The following is an 18,367-nucleotide window of genomic DNA, read 5'->3' as shown; positions in this document are numbered from 1 at the left end:
GCAAGCCAAGCATTGCATGACCGAACGTTCGATCGTATTATTGGCGAGACTACAAATTTCAATAAGCCCTTGTCAATGAGAATTTGATCGGAATAACGATTTTTAGCCGAGAAGAGAACGATGATTCAGACCAGTTTTAATAGAAGACAAATAATCAGCCTCCTGTTCCTGGCAGTCATCGGCGGCGCTGCCGCCAATATACTGCCCTTTATTTTTGCCTCCTTCAGCTTGGTATTTGATATCGAGTCCACCGCCACCCTGACCACCGCCGAGCTGTTCGGCATCTGTGTCAGCGGCCTCACCTTCAGCTACTGGCGCAACCGCCTGAGCCTCAAGCTCAGCTGTTTGCTGGGCCTGCTGCTGTTTATTTCGGGGAATGGCATCACGATGGCGGCGGACGGAGATTTCAACATCACCTTGTTTGCGCGCCTGCTGTGCGGTCTTGGTGCGGGCATTGTGACCTCCCATGCTTTCTCCATCATCGGCAACCATAAAAACCCCGAACCACTGTTCGCCCTGGTGCTGGTTGCCCAGGTGATCTGGTCGGCGGGAGCCTCCTTTGTCATGCCAGCCCTGAGCGAGAGCGTGCCTCTGCTGTCGTTCTCTTTCCTGTTGGTCTGCGGCCTGATTGCGATCATTCCCATGGCGTTGTGGATGCCCATGCCGGAAAAACAGAATGAGGATCTTGAGGATTACCAACAGACGCCCCTGCTGAAGCGCCTGAAGTGGATCGTGATTGCAACAACGATTATCTGGTATGCCGCCTTAGGCCTTTTCTGGGCAGACTCGGCGAACCGGGGTATGGACATGGGATTATCTGCTACCTTTATCAGTAGCATCTTCGCGGCAGGCTACCTGGCCAGCCTGACTGGCAATGGCATTGCGATCTACTTGGCCAACCGTTTTGACCGCAGCTACCCGATGTTGATTTCCGGCGGTGTGCACCTGATGGTTTACTTTATGTTTTATCTGTCGACCTCCGGTGATGACAAGTGGATCTACGCCGTAGCCGTACTGATTTATTCAGTCTCATGGGCGATATTCACGCCGTTCCAACTGGGCTTATATAGTGAGTTCAGTGTTGACGGGCGTTTTGCCGCCATGTTCCTGCCCGCCACCGTGGTAGGCATGACCTTTGGCACCCAGTTCAATGGATTGCTGGGCGAGGATGGAAAAATGATTCTGGCAACGTTTTTTATGGCGATTTGTTTAGGCTGTTATGCCTATGTTTTTAAGCGCCTACCCCAGTTCTATGGCGAACTGGAAGAGCAATACGGCTCTGATGCGCTTAATGACGAAAACTATTCCCAAGTGTAATTGCGTGATAACAGGTAAGCCTATGAACTTTTTTATCTCTGTTTTGAGCACCTTATTGCTCGGCCTGGTGGTTGGCTTTGCATTAAGCCTGCAAAAAGCAGCTCCGCCGACTGAATTTGAAAAATACAGCAGCGCCAATATGGATTACGCCACCATGAGTGAAGTGGGCTACGCCATGGCGGCCTTCGGGCGCAAATCCACGGCCGATTATTTTGAGCTGGCGGACTACCAGGCCTATGAGCAAATGGCCGCCGCTGATCTCCCGGAAGAACAGCGCCAACAAACGGATGCACCTTTGCAGCTTGCCGCCTCCCCGGCGCCAGCCAAGAGCCGTACCGAGGACAAGCCCCCGGCGGCACCACAAAACAAACCAGCCAACAAGCCGAGAGTGAAACCAACATCCTCCTCGAAAGCCAGCAATTGGCCCAGCTCTGTTGTGGGTATTCAGCGAACCACCGCACTAATGAAAGCCGATACGGTATGGCAGGAGTTTTCCAATAACAAAACGCTCAGCAATCAACTGGACAGCTACACCGTCAGCGTTTTTGCCATTTACAGTAACTTCAACAGCGATTTCAGTCAGGCCACCATCAGCATTGGTTATGACAAGTCCGGCATGAAGGGCAATAGCTACCCTATACCGAGTGGGGACATTACGCCGTTGTTGAAACCCAGTAATTACGGAAACAATGATTTGTTCAATGCGTGGCAGGATATCGATTATAGTCGAGCTGTTGAGGCTGTCGTCGAACGTCGTGACTACACCCAGAACAGCGAGCTGACCTCTTTATTCGTGATTTATAAATAGAGTGCCTGCCATGATGGATTTTCTACAGCAACGCTTAACCGATCTCGAGCTTCACGGCTGGGACGAATACATTAACTACTGGTTCTTTATCGCCATGATGGCTCTGTTCGCCTTCGAACTGATCGTCATGGCGATCAAACGCAACTTCAGCTGGGATTTGGTTGGTGACTCCATTACCAACTTTATTACCCTGTTTGCCTATCGCTTTATCGGTGGCTTGATTTATCTGTTGTTTTATTTGACCGGTTTTTTCTGGATCTACGAAAACTTCAGCATCACGCAGCTGCCCATGACCTGGCTCAGCCTGCTGGGCTGCATTTTACTGGCCGACGTTATTTATTATTGGGAACATCGCTTTATGCATGTTTGCGGTCTGGGCTGGGCAACACATACCGTGCACCACAGTTCACCGCATTTTAATATTTCGGTGGCTTATCGCTTTGGCCCGCTGGACGGCTTCTTCCCGTTCTTCTTCCATGCGCCATTGGTGATGTTGGGCTTCCACCCATTCATGGTGTTCCTGGCCGAAGCACTGGTGCAGCTGTATCAAACCGCGCTGCACACTCAGATGGTGCGCAAGCTGCCAAGACCGATCGAATTCATTATGAATACGCCGTCTCATCACCGCGTGCATCATGCCACCAACACCAAATACATTGATAAAAATTACGCTGGTATTTTTATCATCTGGGATCGCATGTTCGGTACATTTGCGGAAGAAGATGAGAAAGTTAAATTCGGTGTTTACCCTCGGATTAACAGCGTGAACCCCTTTACGGTTTTCTTCCACGGCTTCGCCAAATTAGGCAAGCAACTGTGGGAAGCGCCAAGCTGGGGCTACCGTTTCCAACTGCTGATTCGCCCACCGATCTGGGCCTGGGAGCAGGAACAGAAGCGAAAACGTGAAGCGGCCCAAGCCAAGGCTGAAAGCAAAACCGACGCCGAAGCAACCGCGTAAAAAAGAACAACCTTTTGCCCCTGCTTCTGAGCATTGGGGCAAAAGGTATTTTTTTAGCCAGTTGTTTGTAACACATTACAATAAATGAAATTATCAAAATACAGCCTGGATTGGCTCTGAAGGAGATGACTATGACACTTCTGGATTCCATTAAACAAATCGCAAGCACCAAGATTGAAGACGCTACCGGCTTGCCGTTTGCCGCCTATTCCGACGAAGAAGTTTATCAGTTGGAAATGGACAAAATTTTTCGCAACGATTGGGTGTTCGTTTGTAACGAAGGCGAAGTCGCCAACGCCGGTGATTATTACGCGCTGACCATCGCTGATGAACCCATCATTATTATTCGCGGCCGCGACGGCGAGCTGCGAGCCATGTCCAATGTCTGTCGCCACCGCGGCACTCCCTTGAACGATGAAGGTTTTGGCAACAAGGGTCGCATGGTATGTCCTTATCACGCCTGGACCTACACCGACACCGGCAAGCTCATTGGCGTACCACACCCGGGAACCATCGCTGTCGAGAAAAGCGATCACTGCCTGCCCCACTTTAAGCTGGAAAGTTGGAACGGCTTGCTGTTTGTAAACATCAATGGCAATGCCGAGCCTTTAAAAGAACGTTATGCCGGTATCGATAAATATCTGAAGCGATACAACATCGAATCCTTCACCGAAGGCACCGGCGGTGAAAATGAGTACTGGAACACCAACTGGAAACTCGCCATCGAAAACGGCATTGAGAGTTATCACCTGTTTAAAGTGCATCAGGAAACCCTGGAAGTTAACACCCCCACCCGCGAAGCGTTTTACATCGAAGGCAAACCGGACTGGACCTTAACCGGCGGTAACCTGGTCGGCGAAAGCCGCAGCTTTACCGAATCCGCCATGATGGCTCTGATGCCTAAATCGGTACAGCGCTTGTATGAGCACTATATCCTGTTCAGCTTGCCACCGAATTTTGTGGGCATTCTGATCGGCGATAACCTGGGTTATCTCTCCGTCATCCCTGTGGACGCTGAGAATTCCATCATTCGAGCCGGTACCATTTCTTCGAGCAAAATTAACCCCGGGAAATCCGAGCAGGAATTTGTAGAGGCCTTCTTTGAAGAGGACAAATGGATCTGCGAACGCAATCAAAAATCCATGAAATCCAAACACGCCAAACCGGGCAAGCTGGTGGAACTTGAGCAGGTAGTTGTGGACTTTCACCACTACCTCGCCGAACGCCTATTCGACACCAAGATCGATAGTCACATTGTTGACGAGAAAGCCAAACCACTAATGGATTAATACGGTTTAACCATCCCCCAACGAAGCGCCCTTTGTGGCGCTTCGTTGGTTTTGGGCCGGTCAACGCAATCGTTACCCGCACTCTCTCCTACGGCTCATTGCACCCCGAACAGCGGAAGCTTCTGAAAAGCCCGATTCGTAAGCAATCCACCAGGAAGGTTCGACTCGAAGGCTTTTACGACAACAAACACCCTGCCAACAAAGTCTTTTTATTTCAAACACTTAAGTACTTTGACGCACAGCAAGCCACTGCAGGAAGCCCGCTCAAAACCACTGCCATCTATACAAACTCAACTTGCCGCCCTATAATCGAACGAACGATCATACCAACAGAGGATTTGCAATGAAGGCCCATATACTTGTACAGCCTTATATGCGCAGCAAAGGCGAAGACGTTGAGCTTCCCGGTGGCGACCCGGAGCGCTTTGATACGTTGCTACAGCGCACCACCGAACAAATGAAGTTTGCCGACGAGAACGGCTTTGCGGGCTTCTGCATGACCGAGCACCACTTTCAGGTGGAAGGCATTGAAACCACCACCAACCCTCTGCTGTGGAATCTGCATATTGCCCAGAACACCAAAAACCTGATGGTTGGCCAGGTGGGTATGGCTCTGACAGCGCACCACCCTATGCGCCTGGCAGAAGACCTCGCCATGCTGGATCACATGACCGACGGCCGTCTGTTTGTGGGCTTTGTGCGCGGTAATACACCACGCTGGTTGAACAACCTGTCCCAGTATCTGGACATCACCACCACACAATCTGACCGCTCAAAAGCCGACGCCCGCAACCGTCGCCTGATGGAAGAATCCTGGCAGGTCATCAAGAAAGCCTGGACCAATAAAACCTTCAATCACTATGGCGAGTTCTGGGACATCCCACCAACCGACATCACCTGGCCTTTCCCTCCCACCAAAGCCTGGGGCGGTGAAGATGCACTGGGTGAAGGCGACATTCTGAAAAAAACCGGTATCGTGCCGCGCCCTCATCAACGCGAAGGCCGTGACTTCCCACCGCTGTACGTGCCGTTTTCCTGGTCGATGGAAACCGCAAAGTTCTGGGCCAAAGAAGGCGCCAAACTGGTGGCCTTTGTCTCGAAAGAAGAATTTATCGATATGACCATGGACCTGTACATCGAGGAAGCCCATCGACACGGTCATACCGAATGCACCGTGGGCAACACTCTGGTTCTCGGCGGCCACCTGACCATTGGTTCCACCGAAGCACAGGCCGAAAGTCATTACCGCGACTTTGAAGAGCTGTTTAATTTTGCCTATAACGCGCCACCGTACAATGTCCCAATGGGTCGCGTGTGGAAAGGTACGGTCAATCAGGTTATCGATCAGGTTGGCGCACTGAAAGAAAAATACGGCACCGAAGAATTTGTATGCTGGCACCATGTGGGCTACTTCGAACAGGAAGAAGAACTGGAAATGCTGGACAACTTCTCCCAGGTGATCAAAGCGGTATCCTAATACCGTTGTTTTATGCTCAGGCCACACAAAAGTCTTTTGTGTGGCCTTTTTTGTTGATGGAAGTTTGATTATGCATTGTGTAATTGTTGGCGCTTCTCACGCCGCCGCCCAACTCGTAGCCAGTCTGCGACAGCTGGGCTGGACCGGACCACTTACCCTCATCGGTGAAGAAAATCTGCTGCCCTATCAGCGCCCCCCTTTATCGAAAGCCTTTCTGAGCGGTGAACTGGACGAAGATAAATTGTTGATCCGCCCGAGCCAGGCCTATGAAAAGCTGGACGTGGAATTAAAACTCGGCCTGCGAGTTCAACAAATCGATCGCACAAGCAAACAGCTTCAGCTGAGCAACGGGGAGCAACTGAGTTACGACAAACTGGTGCTCTGCACTGGCGCTCGCCCGCGCTTGCTGCCACTGGCCGGTGCTGAATTGCCGCAGGTTCACTATTTGCGCAATGCAGAAGATGCCCAACAGATTCAACAACAGTTAAAAGTTGGCAGCCGCGTGATCATTATCGGCGGTGGCTACATTGGTCTGGAGACCGCCGCGTCCCTGAAAAAACTGGGCGCCGAGGTTACTGTACTGGAAGCCGCCGAACGCATTTTGCAACGCGTTACCGCCGCTGAGGTCTCCAACTTTTACCAACAGAAACACCAGCGCGAAGGCGTGAAGGTTCTGGACAATGTTCAACTCGAATGCATTAAGGGCGAACACAAGGTCGAGTCGGTCATCGCTTCCGACGGCACTGAGTTTCCTGCCGATATGGTGATTGTCGGCATAGGTGTTCTGCCCAATGTTGAACTCGCCGAAGAAGCCGGGCTCACGATTGACAACGGCATTGTTGTCGATGAACAGGGCCGCAGCAGCGATATGGATATTTTTTCCGCGGGCGATTGCTGCTCCTACCCTCACCCCAAGCTCAAACGCCAGCTGCGTTTGGAATCGGTACCCAGTGCGAATGATACCGCTCGTATCATTGCGTCTACGCTCTGCAACAAGCCTCTGCCCAATGTTGAGCACCCCTGGTTCTGGTCCGATCAATACGAGATCAAACTGCAAATCGCCGGCTTTAATATGGGGTACACCCATCATATTGTGCGCGGCAATCCCGAGGAGGAAAATTTCAGTGTTTGGTATTTCAGGGAAGGCGAACTGATTGCTGCGGATTGCATTAATCGCCCGAAAGATTTTATGGCGGCCAAGCAATTGCTAAAACTCAATGCAAAGCTAAACGCTGAGCAACTGAGCGATGAAAATGTGGAGCTGAAAACGTTGATCGAGGCGGCCAAAGCGCCTGGCCCCGCCTGACAACGGTCCAACAACAGGCCAATAACAGAAGAAGGTATATGAAACGATTAAATATCTTTCATATACCTTCTGATCATCTCCTCCTGAGTTTCCACCTCACCGTCGATGCGCAACTGATCATTGATCATACGTCCCATGGTGGGAAAACTGCTGCGTTCAATCTTGCTTTCTTCAGACCACAATTTAGAACGCATCAGAGCTTTGGCACAATGCAGAAAAACTTCGTCAATATCGAGAACGATACAAGTCTTCGGGGGCTTGTCTTCATTCTTGAACACGTCCAAAAAAGAAGGGTCCTGGCTGAGCCTGGCCTGCCCGTTAACTCTCAGAGTTTCGTCCACCCCAGGAATTAAGAACAAGCATCCCGCCTGTTCTGTGTCCAGAATATTGACCAGACTGTCCAGGCGATTATTGCCCTTGGCATCGGGGATCAAAATGCGCCGCTCATTGTGTATGTGAACAAAACCTGCGACACCACCTCTGGGGGAACAATCCAACTGCCCGCTTTTATTGACCGTCGACAGCAGCATAAACGGCGAATGATGAATAAAGTTAATGCTGTGTTTTTCCAACGCCGGTAATTGTTTGTCTTTGGCTCGCCCGGCCGCGTGACCATAAAGACTCCGCAACTCAGATTCACTATTGATAAACACAGCGCGATTCCTGTATCAGAGGGTTAATCCGTTTTTTGCTCTTCTTCTGTTTCAGTCGTAAGCCCACTGGAATCGATAATCTTATCCTGACTCTCCAGACGCTCACGCCACAGCTGTTGAGCTTCAGCCTGCATATCGCTGACGCGATCATGTTCGTCCACAATTTCTACACCAATCAGGGATTCGAGCAAATCTTCCAGAGTGACGATCCCCTGAACCGCACCGTATTCATCCACCACCAAGGCGATATGCTCACGACGTTGCAGCAGGTTTTGAAACAAGCTTGGGGCCGACAAGGTTTCCGGTACGGTATAGAGTGACTTCACCAACTTGCCCACCCGGTAATCATGACCGACACGGTGATAGGCGAGCATCAAGTCGTTCTTGTGCACAAAGCCAATCACATCATCACCGTCCTCATCGTAAACCAGCACACGGGAAAACGGCACCGAACCGTGCTCTGAAAGATACTCATCCACGGTCATGTCTTTATGAACTTTAAAGAGTACCGTTTGCGGCGTCATCACGTCTTTTAAACTGGCCGTACGGAAATTCAATAAGCTGCGAATAGTATCGGACTCATCCTGATTCAAGGCACCCGCCTTCGAGCCCAACTCCGCCATCACTTCAATTTCCTGGCGGATATAGTGCGCCTCATCTTCCTTTTTACCCAGCAGGCGTGTCAGGCGATCCGCCAGCCATACAAAAGGTTTGAACACCTTGACGAGAAACACCAGGCTGATGGACACCGAAGGCGTCAGTGCTCGCCAGTAGGTGGCCCCCAGGGTTTTCGGAATGATTTCTGACAAGACCAGAACCAACAACGTCATGATCGCCGAGGCAATACCCACCGCCGCATCGGAAAATACCACCGCGGCCTGGGCTCCCACGCCAGCCGCACCGGCCGTATGAGCAACAGTATTCAGGGTAAGAATAGCGGAGAGAGGTTGATCAATATTGTCTTTAAGGGTCTGCACCCGTTTGGCCAGAATCTCGTTTTCTTTGCGGAGCACGCCGATGTAGCTCGGGGTAATACTCAACAGTACGGCTTCCATCACGGAACACAGGAAGGAAATAACAATGGCCAACACCATATAGGTGATCAGTAACAGCAAGGCGGGTTCTCCGAGTCAAATTTCAGGGGCTAACCTTATCACTTTCGTTTAAGTTCAACCACGCAAAGCCTGAGGGAAGCCAGGGTACTGCCAAACCTGATTACCAAGCCGGGTTCTGGCAGCCACAAGAGGCAGCTACCCTATACCGAAGGACGGTGAAGCTTTCTATGCCCCTGACCATATGGGCTCCATCCAAGATACCCATGCAGTCATAATAAAGAACCAATATCTCTGCTCTACGGAAATAAAGACAAATCTTCAGCCTAGGTTCATATTTCAGACGCCATGCTGCCGCGCTTTGTTGGTACCCCGGCACGCTCAAGGTGGGCCCCTACCGCCCAGACTACGGCCTCTGCGGCGTGTACCCAGTCTCAAACTGGAACGTTGATCACGGGCTTTTCCCCGTAACCATGGGATTTACCCCGGTTTTTGATAGACTAAGCAGCCAGACACCACGGAAGGGGCGCGAGATTTGCTCGCCATATACCGAGCAAAGACAACGGTAAAGCCTTCGACTGGCCCCTGCACAAAACATACAAAGATTAAGCCGTTTAATCGTTGGAATAAGAATATGTTGCTCAAACATCTGCGATCCGCGCTGGCACTATGCCTATTCAGCCTTTGTTTTATTCCCAGCAGCCATGCTGAGCACTGGGTATACACAGTTGTGGATGGCGACAACCTTTGGAACTTCAGTGAGAAGCACCTGGATAAAGTCACCCGTTTTGAGCAGCTGCGCCGAATCAATAATATCGCCGAGCCCACTCGCATGAAGCCCGGCTCGGTGATTCGGGTTCCCATGGCCTGGATCAAATCCAATGTCGTGCCTGCACGAATTCACTCCATCACCGGTCAGGCAGAAATCGAGCGAGCCCAAGGCAAAGAGCAGCTGCAAGCCAGTAAATCTATGGAAATCTACCTCGGCGACATTATTCGCACGGGAGAGAACAGCGGTGTCGCCATCAAGTTTGCCGACAATTCCATCGTGTCGATTTTCGATCAGAGCATCGTTCGCTTTGATCACCTGAGTGCCCACGGCAGTACCGGCATGGTGGACTCCCGCATTAAACTGTTGCAAGGTCGATTGAGTTCCCAGGTGACGACAGCGGTTGGCCCCGGTTCGCGCTTTGAAATTCACACACCCTCGGCCATCAGTGCCGTGCGCGGAACGGCGTATCGCGCAGTTGCCGATGATTCCGGAGAAATCTCCAACATCGAAGTGGTTGAAGGCAAGGTTGCGGTGTCCGGTGGTAAATCCCAGACTCTGGTACCGGCCGGCTTTGGCACCCAGGTGAAAGCCGGGGAAGCCCCCAGCAAACCGAAAGAGCTGCTGCCTCCCCCAAGCTTCAAGGCAATTCCCGCCGCCATTCGACAGCTGAACTGGCGCCTGGAATGGAACAAACTGGCCGACGCAAAAGCGTATCGCACTGAAATCGCCGACAATGAGGCCTTTGAAACACTGTTATGGCAAGGCGTCAGCAAACACAATAAAGCCGCTCTGCCAGACCTGCCCGATGGCGAATATTATGTCCGCGTACGAGGCATCGATGAACTCGGCCTGGAAGGCCTTGAACGCATGACACGCTTTGTTCTTGATGCACGCCCGCAACCTCCACTGCCCTTGAAGCCACACAACAAGCAAAGTTATCGCGGAGAGTGTCCCACCTTGCAATGGACCGAATCCACCGATGCCCAGCGCTACCTGCTGGAAATTGCCAGCGATGATCAGTTCAAAACGGTATTGCTAAAAGAAGAAACCAGCGCGCGCACTTTCGACAGCAATGCCATTGCTCAGCTGGGTGACTTCTACTGGCGCTTGACCAGCATTGCCAGCGATGGCGAACACGGCCCGGTTGGCGTCACTCGTCACTATAACGTGAAGCCCATTCCAAAGGAGCCCGACGCGTCACTGGAAAGCACTAACGGCAAATTGTTGGCGAGCTGGGAAAAAACCGGCGAAGGCCAACGCTATCAGGTACAGATTGCCCGTGATAAAAACTTTAAACACATTATCGTGGATGAGATGACCGAAGCTCCGCAATTTGAATTTGATCCGCACAGTGGCAACAATCGTTATATGCGCGTTAAGACCATTGAATCCGACGGCTATGAAAGCCCCTGGGGCAGCACTCAAGTGATTGAGGGATTGCCCGATAACAGTCACTGGGCTCTGATTCTTGGTATTATTGCCATTTTGATTATCTAACAGGCGGAAGCATGCCCGGGCGACATCAACAAACACTGGGCATTGCACTCTTGCTACTCGCTGGCCTTCTGCTATTGGCCAGCGGCCTGCGTTACAGTCAGCTGCTTAACCGCTTTGATACCCTGAGCTACGATTTACTTCTGCCGGTTCAGGCGCCTTCCATGTCCCCCGAAATCGTCATCATCGATATTGATGACGCCAGCATTATGGAACTCGGCCGCTGGCCCTGGCCACGGGATATTCACGCCGATTTGATCAACGTTCTCAGCCAGTACGATAGCAAAGCCATCGGCCTGGATATTATTTTTTCCGAGTCACAACAAACCAGCGTCGATCAAGCGCTGGCCGATGCCATCGAGAAAAACGGTAAAACATTTTTGATTACCGCACCGGTATTGCTGAGCAAAGCGTCGGGCGTGAGTGAACTTCTGCCCATGGCCAATCTGGCGGCAGGTGCAGCGGGTATTGGCCATGTTGATGTGGAACTTGACCTCGATGGACTGAATCGAAAATTCCATGCCTATGGCGGCATGGGGGAAGCCTATTGGCCCTCTCTGCCCATCGCCATGGCCCAGTTTGCCGGTGATGACATGCCCCAACTGGACGAATTGAAAAGCAACGATTTACGCCAGCAAATGGCCGTTGGCTGGGTTCGTGACAAGCGCGGCCTTATCCCCTTTACCCGACGACAGGAACAAACTCTGCGGCTGTCCTACGCCGACGTTTTGCGTGAACGTATCGACCTGGATGTCCTGAACGGCAAATACCTGCTGGTGGGTGTGACCGCCGCCGGCATTGGCGATCGGATTGCGACGCCCTTGTACCGGGAACATGAGCGTATGCCCGGTGTTGAATTACTGGCCCAGCAACTGAACGGTTTGCTGCAGGGAAAAATTTTGCAGGAATTCAGCAACGTTCAGCAATGGCTGATCAGCATCGTTATCATTTTGCTGGGTGCCATCGCCATCATGATGGCGCCACTGCGCTATGGTTTTGCATTGACGCTGATTTTTATTGCCTTATGCATCGCCCTGTCGGCTTTTCTTTTGGCGAGCACTCGCTATTGGTTTGCCCCGGCCACAGCCATTGCCTGTTTAATGATTTGCTGGCCGATGTGGAATTTGTGGCGCCTGCATTCCCAGGCCCAATCCCAGCGTGCTTTGCAGGAAAAACTGGACGAACTCAGCAGCCACAACCCTCTTACCGAATTACCGAACCAGGGTGCCCTGGAACGGGAGCTGGCCGACATTATTCAAAATCAGAGCCAGAAACAATTGGCGCTGGTGATCTGCCATTTTAACTGGAGCGACTCCAGCCACAGTATCTATGACCAGAGTCTGGGCAAGAGCAGCTTATTGCAGATTGCCGAACAACTCCGGGAAATCAATCGCTCAAATTATTTTATCGCACAACTAAACAGCGATGACTTTGCCTTTCTGGTTCCCGATAATGCCGAGAGTCACAACACACTGGATTTACTGGATCGTCTCTGCGCCAGTTTCAGCCGACCGATTACCAAAGAACGTGAGAGCTTGATCCTCTCTGCCAAAATGGGCGTAAGCTGTTGGCCCAAAGACAGCCACGATGCCGGTGAAGCTCTTCGCAATGCCGCCACGGCCCTGTTTAAAGCGCGCATGGATGATCGCAGCAGTTATTGTTTTTATTCAGAAACCATTGGCCAGGAAGTCCAGGCCCGTTACGAACTTGAACAGGCCCTGGTGCATGCCATTGATCGCCTGGAATTTGAATTGCACTTTCAACCGCGTATCGACAGCCAGAGTAATCGAGTTAACGGGGTGGAAGCCTTGCTTCGCTGGAAGAACCCGAAACTGGGCTGGATCATTCCCGACAGTTTTATTCCCGTTGCCGAACACTCGGGTATGATTTCATCCATCGGTGATTGGGTGCTGAAAAAAGCTTGCCTGCATCTCAAGCAGCTGCGCGAGCTGGGCTATGATGACATCCAGATGGGGCTGAACATTTCTCCCCAGCAATTTATGTCGGACAATTTCGTCAGCCGGGTACAGTTGATTGTCCTGGAGCTGGGCCTGCCGCCTTCCAGCCTGGAATTTGAAGTTACCGAAAGCACATTAATGCGAGATATGGATACCGCCGTCAAGGTCATGACCGAACTGACGCAGTTTGGCATCGACTTTACCATCGACGATTTTGGTACGGGATATTCCTCACTGAGCCACCTCAAGAAGTTGCCCTATAAACGCATCAAAATTGACCATTCCTTTACCCGGGAAATCGGCCAGAGTCAGAATGCCCGTGAAATTATTCTCAGCGTTATTGAAATGTCCAAGCGACTGGACCTGGCGATTGTTGCTGAAGGTGTTGAGGAGCAGGAGCACAGCGAATTCCTGACAGCCAATGGCTGCCATGAATTACAAGGGTTTCTGTTCAGCCCGGCACTGCCCTTCGATGAACTGTGCGAATATCTGGAACAAAGGGCATAGGGTGGGTGCTCGGCATCGCTGCTCCGGTTTGATTATTGCCCCTGCCCCATCAATCGGCGCAGCTGAAACTTCAGCAAAATCCAAATGCTCTGCCATAGATTCGGGCGTTGGGTGTTATGGATACCGACCATCTCCGACAAGCCCAATTTCTCGGTTTTATTTCCCAAACGTCCGTAGGCCATCAGGGTTTCTTCCATCGGAACACCGGTCGGATCGCTGGTACGATTCAAGCCATTGAAAATCGCCACCACAGCCGCCAGCTCCATGGCGCCGCGTTCGCCGAGCAATGCTTCCAGCTGTCCATACGACTCATAGGCGTTTTCCGGCTCGCGGTTGGCAAACTCGGTGTAATCCAAAATCAGTTCACCATGGGCCACGCCGATATCGCTCACCGCCACGCCCTGGGGCGCCGCCAAATCCACGGGGTCACCGCTCGCTTTTGCCGCCATATCCAGAATCATGGTGTGCCCGTTCGCACAATAGAAACAACGATTAATAACCGAGGTGCGTGTGGCAGCAATTTCCAGTTGCGTACGAGACAGAGATTTACGGTCCCAGAGTTTGTCAAAGAAGCTGTGCCCTTCCATGTACATGGCATCGACCAAATCGCGTCGCAAACCATTTTCAATCGGACAGACACTGACCGCACGAGAAACGTTCACCAGTTCTTTATTGGCTACCGCTGATGCCGTCTGCCGAATCCAGGCACCGTTATCGACAAGGTCTTCCGGGTATTCACGCAAAGGCTCCCCCGCTTGAGGCTCCGGCAATGGCTGCAACGCCCTGCCAACCGCCAGACAGAAGCGGTCGATCGGCAACACCAGAATAATAATCGCCACCAACTCGGCGTACGCTCCTTCACCGATTTGCGCGCATACCGCTTTGCACCAGGCTTTATCAAGCTGGCCCGATTCCGTCGTTACCCGTTCAATGGTGTCGATCACCAAAGGGCTTAACTCCTGCGCCATATTATCGTGTGCCAGCTCTCCAGGTTCCGCGCGCTGACGATCATAAACAGGGCGAGGTCTGGACTCACGCATCGCCTGAGCAATGGCAATACGCTGTCTGGCCGTCCACCAGTAACCGGGCTCAGCCAGGCGCTGCCAGACGCGATTAAATTGCAGACAGATATCATCAGTGACGAGATGGGGAAAAGAGTCGACAGAGAACAACATGGAATACTCCTGTATGCCATTGTGCCAGACAAGGTAACGGGTCTTACCCTGGCGGTTTTATTATTTTAAGCCTGCATAGTAGGGGCTTTCATCAGCGGCAACAAGGCGTGGCTGTCGAACAAACTTGGCAATTTCAATCAATGTGTTATGTGCTGCATCCAATCAACTCATCATGGCCGTCTAAGCTCGCACAACAAACATTAACAGCAGCAGTAAATGGCACTCTTATGAACAAGGTTCTTAAACTCACACTGCTGGGCGCAAGCCTGGCCTTTTCCAGTTCCCAAACCCTTGCAGGCAGCTTTAACGCTTGTTCAGAAGCACAGCAGCATCCAGAACTGGCCGATTCTCTTTGCGCCAACATTGCCGCTCCGCTGCAGCACGACGATCAATCATCAACAGACAACATCAATCTGTTTGTACGAAAGTTTCCCGCGCAGGAAAAACCGGAAGGCAGTATCTGGTTAATCGCTGGCGGTCCGGGCGAATCCGGCGCGAGCTTTTACAAAATTATCGAGCACTATCAAAACGCTTTTCCCACACTGGATATTTACATTCCTGACCACCGAGGCACCGGCGCTTCCAGCACCATCTGCAAAGAAGAGCAGCTGGCCTCCGACGGTGGAGTCGCCTTGGTGGGTGCCGAATGGGGAAGCTGCTTTGGCAGCATGTACGCCAAACCGGATCATGTGAAAGCCTTTTCAATCAGTAATGCGGCCAAGGACTTACGCCAACTGATTAATCAGCACAGCAGCCCGGGCAAACGCTATGTGTACGCTGTGTCCTACGGCACGCAATTAAGCCTGCGCTTGCTGCAATTGGAGAACGTTAAGATTGACGGACTGATTCTGGACTCACTGGTTCCACTTCAGGATGACAAGGAGTACGAATTAAGTCGCCGCTCCTTTGTGGTAGATGAAATGGGTAAGACGCTTCTGAAAAAGTGCCAACAGGATGCGAACTGTGGCAAAGGTAAGGACCTCTTATCAATCAGCGCCGAACTCAGTCGGAAATATCAGAGCCTGGAAACGCTCGATCCTAAACTGAAGGCGGCCAGCTTATCCAACAGCCTGGGCACATTGCTGGACATTCCGCCTCTTCGCAATGACATCCCCACTATTCTACTGGCTCTACAGGAAGGTAATGGCCAGCCCTTGCTAAACGCATTGGAAGCCGCACAACATTACTACGCCGGTTTCAATCAGAACTACGCCAACTTCGGAAGTTCTGTCCCATTGGTGCAAGTGATTACCGCCGCCGAAAACAACCTTCGCCCTGAGGCCAAGAAAACCGATATCAAAAAAGAAGAAAACGAACTCAGCTTTACCAGCCCACTACCAACACTGATGGCCGAGGTCACTTTGCCGCGTTACCAACGTGACCAGTACTTTGCCAAAGTGCCTGAAAACATGCCTAGAACTCTGGTTTTGCACGGTGATATGGACCCTAAAACTCACCACCTTGGGGCCAGAAAACATGTTCAAAAGTTAAAATCCATGAACACGGGGTCAACAATAAATATGATTACAATAGACGATGCCCCGCACTTTATTGCACTGAACGCTCCAGCTTGTTTTAAGGCCTATGCAAATGCGTTTTTGGGCGATACCCCTATAAAAGGCGACAGCTGCTCCGACGAAAAAAGCAAAATTAATTTTTAGACAAGGCGTTTTTCAAGGCAGAGCGTTCTGCCTTGAAAAATCAAATTTGATGCAGCGGTAAAAAATTTTATCCCCTGGGGACAAAATCACATTTTATTGTCATTTCAACCTGTCCGCTTATAGCAATGACATAAACTGCCAGATATCCTTTGAAAAATACGCGCTTCGAAACCGCCTTCAGCCAGGAAGGTTTAAGAACACAAGTCATAAAAGCGGACTCGTATTCCCTATAACATTAGCGGTTAACAAGCATTCAGAGTGTTGGCGCACAACAAGCGCCACAATAATACCGATCACGTTTTTCATACCGCAGTAGGAGATGATGTGAACACTTTGTTCAAAGGGATTTTAGTACTATTGGCAGCCTATGGCGGTAAACTGTCAGCCGCCCCATTTACCTACCAATTTCAGGATGCAGTTTCTGCCAGTTCTACCGGCATTTACAGTGCTTCTGCAGGCCAGGATTTGGTGGCGCGAGTTGTGCTCGATAATGGCGGCACGAATAATATCAACCAAAGCTGGACGTCAACCGATATCGTGAGCGTTGCCTTTGTTGTAGATGGTGTGATTTCAGTAACCTTTGATCCCAGTGCACCCGGCCATGACTTTTCCTTTATGACTGATTTTCAAAGTGATGCTTCAGGTGAACTGATTGCCGTCCCGACGTCGATGGGATCCATAAACTTTACGTCGCAGGCTTCTGTAACCCCAGGCACAAACACGAGTCAAATTGGGATCTGGTTCCTTGGCGGTGCTTCCCTCGCGGTTGCGCTTTCATCCATGAGCGGCAATTTATTCAGCAATGCCAACGCATCGGCAAGCGGAATGGCCTCTAACTGGCAGAGCGTGTCTTTGCCCGCAGCGCCTCGACAAGTACCCACGGTTCCACTGGGCGCACTGGGCATTCTCGGAATCATTCTGGCCGGCCTTGCTTCCAGGGCTCGATCACAAGAATTACCAGCGCAGGCCGGTAAATTTTTGAAGCAATGAACAGACCCCGGCAAAGGCCTTATATGGAATTCGCCAAGGTCTGTTCAATGGCCTCCAGGCATACCGAAACCCCAAGCGGCAGCAGTTGCCCATAAGGGTGTAAGGCATACACAGGGTTGGCGGGCAACTGAAAACCCGGAAAGGCTTCGCAAATGGTGCCGCTTGAGGACTGCGCCAGGAAATCCGGAATCAGACCGATACCCGCGCCATTTTGAATCAGTGCAATCGCGGTATGAAAAGAATCCACCCGGCATAATTTACTCGGCGCATAATTCATTCGTTTGCGGCTTTTGGGATTAACAAACTGATGCTGAATCGTCGCCCCCTGCCAGGTGTTCGCAACGTAAACCGTTTCTTCGTTAATCTTCTCCCCGGCGACAGACTTACCCTGACACAGCACATCCCTGAATTCACCAATTCGCCGCTGCATGAGGTTGCTGGCAACGGATTCACCAACCCGTATCGCCAAATCAATGTCGTCGGCATTGATCGCCAGTCGCTTGTCACTGCTGATCAGCTCAATGTCCAGTAAAGGATACAGCGTGATGGTTGTCGCGATCGCCGGCGCGACCAGCGTACTCATCAGCGCATCCGGTGCGGTAATACGCACCCGCCCCTGGGGCGCCTCAAGAGCTTGTCGGGCCTGCTGCCAGGCCTGTTCGGCCTGTTGATTTATGGCCTGGCAACTCTCGTAGAACATCTTTCCTGCCGGGGTTAACACTTGCTGCCGGGTAGTGCGCTTCAGCAGACTGACGCCCAGTTCCTGCTCCAAGCGGCTGAGATGTTGACTGACGACGGACTTGGACAGATCCAGATGGGCCGCCGCAGCCGTAATCGAGCCTCTCTCAACGATATGCGCAAAAACCGACATATGCCGTAATTGATTCATTGCCACTGTTCTATTTAGTTAAACATACCGTTTTTATTAGACTGTTTTTCAGATCCAATAG

At 51.4% G+C, this 18,367-nt stretch carries 14 protein-coding genes; 10 read left to right on the top strand and 4 right to left on the bottom strand.

Going from position 1 to position 18,367, the window contains the following annotated elements; genetic code table 11:
- Positions 1-120 precede the first annotated feature (120 nt).
- From G8768_RS05030 to G8768_RS05005, 6 genes are all read left to right on the top strand, one after another.
- A complete protein-coding gene (locus G8768_RS05030) occupies positions 121-1,317 on the top strand; it encodes an MFS transporter (RefSeq protein WP_166850372.1) in 1,197 nt (398 codons plus the stop codon).
- Between the two features lie 22 nt (positions 1,318-1,339).
- Complete coding sequence (locus tag G8768_RS05025; protein WP_166850375.1) at positions 1,340-2,125, top strand: hypothetical protein; 786 nt, start codon at positions 1,340-1,342, stop codon at positions 2,123-2,125.
- A 10-nt stretch (positions 2,126-2,135) separates the two neighbouring features.
- Positions 2,136-3,083: a sterol desaturase family protein gene (locus tag G8768_RS05020; protein WP_243749358.1), complete on the top strand. Its 948-nt coding sequence runs from the start codon at positions 2,136-2,138 to the stop codon at positions 3,081-3,083.
- 131 nt (positions 3,084-3,214) lie between these two features.
- Positions 3,215-4,372: an aromatic ring-hydroxylating oxygenase subunit alpha gene (locus G8768_RS05015; protein ID WP_166850378.1), complete on the top strand. Its 1,158-nt coding sequence runs from the start codon at positions 3,215-3,217 to the stop codon at positions 4,370-4,372.
- A gap of 343 nt (positions 4,373-4,715) precedes the next feature.
- Positions 4,716-5,849 carry an LLM class flavin-dependent oxidoreductase gene (locus tag G8768_RS05010; RefSeq protein ID WP_166850381.1) on the top strand — a complete coding sequence of 378 codons (1,134 nt, stop codon included), beginning with the start codon at positions 4,716-4,718 and terminating at the stop codon, positions 5,847-5,849.
- Positions 5,850-5,919: 70 nt separating this feature from the next.
- Positions 5,920-7,155, top strand: coding sequence for an NAD(P)/FAD-dependent oxidoreductase (locus G8768_RS05005; protein WP_166850384.1), 1,236 nt, complete (start codon positions 5,920-5,922; stop codon positions 7,153-7,155).
- Positions 7,156-7,202: 47 nt separating this feature from the next.
- Here G8768_RS05005 and G8768_RS05000 read toward each other — a convergent pair whose 3' ends face one another.
- Both G8768_RS05000 and G8768_RS04995 read right to left on the bottom strand, forming a co-directional pair.
- Complete coding sequence (locus G8768_RS05000; RefSeq protein WP_166850387.1) at positions 7,203-7,808, bottom strand: MSMEG_1061 family FMN-dependent PPOX-type flavoprotein; 606 nt, start codon at positions 7,806-7,808, stop codon at positions 7,203-7,205.
- A 23-nt stretch (positions 7,809-7,831) separates the two neighbouring features.
- Positions 7,832-8,923, bottom strand: a complete 1,092-nt coding sequence (locus G8768_RS04995) for a hemolysin family protein (RefSeq protein WP_166850390.1) — start codon at positions 8,921-8,923, stop codon at positions 7,832-7,834.
- A 571-nt stretch (positions 8,924-9,494) separates the two neighbouring features.
- Between G8768_RS04995 and G8768_RS04990 the strand changes: the two genes are divergently transcribed.
- Together G8768_RS04990 and G8768_RS04985 are read left to right on the top strand one after the other, a co-directional pair.
- Complete coding sequence (locus G8768_RS04990) at positions 9,495-11,129, top strand: FecR domain-containing protein (protein WP_166850393.1); 1,635 nt, start codon at positions 9,495-9,497, stop codon at positions 11,127-11,129.
- Positions 11,130-11,140: 11 nt separating this feature from the next.
- A complete protein-coding gene (locus G8768_RS04985) occupies positions 11,141-13,591 on the top strand; it encodes a putative bifunctional diguanylate cyclase/phosphodiesterase (RefSeq protein ID WP_166850396.1) in 2,451 nt (816 codons plus the stop codon).
- A gap of 32 nt (positions 13,592-13,623) precedes the next feature.
- Here G8768_RS04985 and G8768_RS04980 read toward each other — a convergent pair whose 3' ends face one another.
- Positions 13,624-14,766, bottom strand: a complete 1,143-nt coding sequence (locus G8768_RS04980; RefSeq protein ID WP_166850399.1) for an alkylhydroperoxidase-related (seleno)protein — start codon at positions 14,764-14,766, stop codon at positions 13,624-13,626.
- Between the two features lie 227 nt (positions 14,767-14,993).
- On the opposite strand from G8768_RS04980, the gene G8768_RS04975 reads away from it, so the two are divergent.
- Both G8768_RS04975 and G8768_RS04970 read left to right on the top strand, forming a co-directional pair.
- On the top strand, positions 14,994-16,427 hold the full coding sequence (locus G8768_RS04975; protein WP_166850402.1) for an alpha/beta hydrolase: 1,434 nt from the start codon (positions 14,994-14,996) through the stop codon (positions 16,425-16,427).
- Between the two features lie 324 nt (positions 16,428-16,751).
- Entirely contained in the window at positions 16,752-17,417 is a 666-nt protein-coding gene (locus G8768_RS04970; protein WP_166850406.1) for a hypothetical protein, read from the top strand.
- 19 nt (positions 17,418-17,436) lie between these two features.
- Here G8768_RS04970 and G8768_RS04965 read toward each other — a convergent pair whose 3' ends face one another.
- Positions 17,437-18,306: a LysR family transcriptional regulator gene (locus tag G8768_RS04965; protein ID WP_166850410.1), complete on the bottom strand. Its 870-nt coding sequence runs from the start codon at positions 18,304-18,306 to the stop codon at positions 17,437-17,439.
- Positions 18,307-18,367: the final 61 nt, after the last annotated feature.

Source organism: Pseudoteredinibacter isoporae (assembly GCF_011602085.1).
Lineage (GTDB): Bacteria > Pseudomonadota > Gammaproteobacteria > Pseudomonadales > Cellvibrionaceae > Pseudoteredinibacter > Pseudoteredinibacter isoporae.
The sequence above is the reverse complement of the archived record's forward strand: the minus strand, read 5'-3'. Positions and strand labels throughout refer to the sequence as shown.

Bases quoted from the DNA above. Each gene is read 5' to 3' on its own strand.
- G8768_RS05030 (WP_166850372.1), top strand. From the start codon at position 121: ATGATTCAGACCAGTTTTAATAGAAGACAAATAATCAGCCTCCTGTTC.
- G8768_RS05025 (WP_166850375.1), top strand. From the start codon at position 1,340: ATGAACTTTTTTATCTCTGTTTTGAGCACCTTATTGCTCGGCCTGGTG.
- G8768_RS05020 (WP_243749358.1), top strand. From the start codon at position 2,136: ATGATGGATTTTCTACAGCAACGCTTAACCGATCTCGAGCTTCACGGC.
- G8768_RS05015 (WP_166850378.1), top strand. From the start codon at position 3,215: ATGACACTTCTGGATTCCATTAAACAAATCGCAAGCACCAAGATTGAA.
- G8768_RS05010 (WP_166850381.1), top strand. From the start codon at position 4,716: ATGAAGGCCCATATACTTGTACAGCCTTATATGCGCAGCAAAGGCGAA.
- G8768_RS05005 (WP_166850384.1), top strand. From the start codon at position 5,920: ATGCATTGTGTAATTGTTGGCGCTTCTCACGCCGCCGCCCAACTCGTA.
- G8768_RS04990 (WP_166850393.1), top strand. From the start codon at position 9,495: ATGTTGCTCAAACATCTGCGATCCGCGCTGGCACTATGCCTATTCAGC.
- G8768_RS04985 (WP_166850396.1), top strand. From the start codon at position 11,141: ATGCCCGGGCGACATCAACAAACACTGGGCATTGCACTCTTGCTACTC.
- G8768_RS04980 (WP_166850399.1), bottom strand. From the start codon at position 14,766: ATGTTGTTCTCTGTCGACTCTTTTCCCCATCTCGTCACTGATGATATC.
- G8768_RS04975 (WP_166850402.1), top strand. From the start codon at position 14,994: ATGAACAAGGTTCTTAAACTCACACTGCTGGGCGCAAGCCTGGCCTTT.
- G8768_RS04965 (WP_166850410.1), bottom strand. From the start codon at position 18,306: ATGAATCAATTACGGCATATGTCGGTTTTTGCGCATATCGTTGAGAGA.